Genomic DNA, 1,713 nt, shown 5'->3' on the forward strand with positions numbered 1-1,713 from the left:
CACGCCGGGCATGCCCGACTGCAGCGCGCGGGCGAAGCGCGCGGGATGGAACGGTCGCCGCGAGCGATAGACGAAGCTGGCGATGCCGTACTCCTCGGTTTCGGGCGTGTGCTCGCCACTGGTGAACACGACGCGATCACCGGCCTGCAGCAGTTCCGATTCCACCAGCAGGCGGATGCTGCCGCGCGCGGCTTCACGCGGGGTCAGGCCGCGGCTGTCGAAGTTGATCGGGAACACATCGCGCATCAGCGCCATCTGCCGGCGCGCACCGTCATGGCGGGTCACCGCGAACACCGGCGCCTTGGCCCTGAAACGCGACAGGTAACGTGCGGTGCCACCGGATTCGGTCATCGCCACGATCGCGCGCACGCCCACGTGCTGCGACAGGAACATGGTGGCCATGGCAATCGCCTGGTCGGCACGTTCCAGGTTGCGCGGCGACGCGTTGAAGTCGGTCTCGGTCTGGAACTGGCGCTCGGCACCCAGGCAGATGCGTGCCATCGCCTCCACGGCCTTGACCGGGTAGGCGCCAGCGGCAGTTTCCGCCGACAGCATCACTGCGTCGGTGCCGTCGATGACCGAGTTGGCCACGTCCAGTACTTCGGCGCGGGTCGGGATCGGGCTTTCCACCATCGACTGCAGCATCTGCGTGGCGGTGATCACCACCTTGTTCTGCGCCAGCGACGCCTTGATGATCTTCTTCTGCAGGCCCGGCAGCTCGGCATCGCCGATTTCCACGCCCAGGTCGCCACGGGCGACCATCACCACGTCGCTGGCCTCGACGATTTCTTCCAGGTTCTCGATTGCCTCGGTGCGCTCGATCTTCGACACCAGCGCGGCATCACAGCCGTGCGAACGGGCGATGTCGCGCGCATCGTTCATGTCCTGCGCATTGCGGCAGAACGACACGGCGATGAAGTCCACGCCAATCTTGGCAACGATGCCGATCAGCTCCTTGTCGCGCTCGGTCAGCGCACCCAGCGAGAGGCCGCCGCCCTGCTTGTTCAGGCCCTTGCGGTCGGACAACACACCATCGTTGAGCACGGTGTTGACGATACGGTCGCCCTGTACTTCCACCACCTGCAACTGCATCAGGCCGTCGTCGAGCAGCAGCACATCACCCGGGCCGACGTCCTGCGGCAGGCCGAGGTAGCTCACGCCCACCTCGCTGGCAGTGCCCGGGCCGGCGTTCTCGCTGGCGATCAGGTCGAAGCGGTCGCCCGCCTTCAGCTGCACCTTGCCTTCGGCGAAGCGCTCGATGCGGATCTTCGGGCCCGGCAGGTCGGCCAGGATGCCCACTTCCACGCCCACGCGGGCCGCAGCGGCACGCACTTCGGCGGCACGCTTGGCCTGGCCGGACGGATCGCCATGGCTGAAGTTCAGGCGCACCACGTTGACGCCGGCGCGGAACAGATCCTCCAGCACGCCCGGCGGGTCAGTGGCCGGACCGAGGGTGGCAAGGATCTTGGTGCGACGCTGACGCTCGAACATGGTGGATGGGCCTCTCCCGATAAAGAACGGAAATTAGCACATCCTTCACGCCGCATGTATACGGTTACAGCCTTGTGCCGCCTGACTTCGCGGGTCATGGAATGGACATCATCCGGACATACGCTGGCGCAGGGGGGCGGTTCTGTGGAGCCGAGCATGGGCTCGGCTCCACAGGAAGCTAGGCCAGCAGCGCTTCCAGCTGCGCCGGCTCCCGTGCCAGTT

At 66.4% G+C, this 1,713-nt stretch carries 1 protein-coding gene; it reads right to left on the reverse strand.

Annotated elements, in window-relative coordinates; translation table 11 throughout:
• A partial coding sequence (gene pyk / locus ABGA94_RS18535; RefSeq protein ID WP_375367898.1) for a pyruvate kinase occupies positions 1-1,491 on the reverse strand: 1,491 nt, incomplete at its 3' end.
• Positions 1,492-1,713: the final 222 nt, after the last annotated feature.

The sequence above is a fragment of the Stenotrophomonas sp. 3diitr2024 genome (assembly GCF_042136455.1).
Lineage (GTDB): Bacteria > Pseudomonadota > Gammaproteobacteria > Xanthomonadales > Xanthomonadaceae > Stenotrophomonas > Stenotrophomonas sepilia.